Origin of the sequence: Bilophila sp. 4_1_30, assembly GCF_000224655.1 — a bacterium.
GTDB classification, from domain to species: Bacteria; Desulfobacterota; Desulfovibrionia; order Desulfovibrionales; family Desulfovibrionaceae; genus Bilophila; species Bilophila wadsworthia.
In genome coordinates this window covers 1-773 of the sequence record NZ_JH114282.1, presented here as the reverse complement: position 1 = coordinate 773, position 773 = coordinate 1, and the positions used below count along the sequence as shown (strand labels likewise).

Sequence of the window (773 nt, the reverse complement as noted above, 5' to 3'; positions counted from 1 at the left end):
TCCGCAGCCGTCCCCGACCACATGATGATGCCCCGGCTGGGCATCAGGAAGCGGCGCACTTCGTCGAGCGCGCGCATGAGCATGGGGTTGGCCATCAGATCACCTCCACAAGGATATCGTAGTCCGTGGGGATCGCGTCGTGCCAGCGGATGACGGTCGAGGCGGCCCCGGCAGTCCCCACTTCCTGATACTGGTGCACGGCCTCGTCGGTCCCGGCCTCGCAGCGCAGGCCGCACAGGTAGACCCGCAGCCGCTTGTTCCCCACGGTATAGGAGGGCACCGTGTAGTTCGTGCCCTTGGCGATGAGCCCCGGGCGTGAGCCCGCGGGGGAGAATGCCGACACGACGGCCGCCGCGAGCAGGTCCCGCAGGTCTTGTTTCTGTTGCCGCAGTTCCTCTTCCACGCCCTGTAATCCGTCGGACTGCGCCTTGAGGGCGTCGTCCTGCGTCTTGGCTTCGGCGTCGAGGCCCTGCAAGGTCTCGCGCAGCCGCAGCACGTCGTCCTCGAGGAGGTTGTCCGGGTGCGGCAGCGGGAGTTTCAGGTACGTTGTTTTTTCATCAATCATGGCGGCTCCTAGATCACGGCCATGAGCCGGATGTTGCTGACGCGGGGGCGGGCCGTGCTCGTGCCGGTCAGGGTCAGCCTGACCTTGACCTCGCTGACGTTGGAGAGCGCCGCCTTGAAGCGGTACTCTACAAGCCCGTCGCCCTGATTGGTGGTGCCGTCGGCGGTGAGCGGCTCCCACTCGCCGGAGTCCTTGCGGAGCTGCGGGG

Annotated in this window: 2 protein-coding genes; both read right to left on the bottom strand. The window is 66.8% G+C overall.

Translation table 11 applies throughout. The features are described from left to right. Positions 1 to 94: 94 nt before the first annotated feature. Positions 95 to 565, bottom strand: a complete 471-nt coding sequence (locus HMPREF0178_RS20155) for a hypothetical protein (RefSeq protein ID WP_009369387.1) — start codon at positions 563 to 565, stop codon at positions 95 to 97. Positions 566 to 573: 8 nt separating this feature from the next. Then, on the bottom strand, positions 574 to 773 hold a 200-nt coding region (locus HMPREF0178_RS20150), incomplete at its 5' end, for a hypothetical protein (protein WP_009369385.1).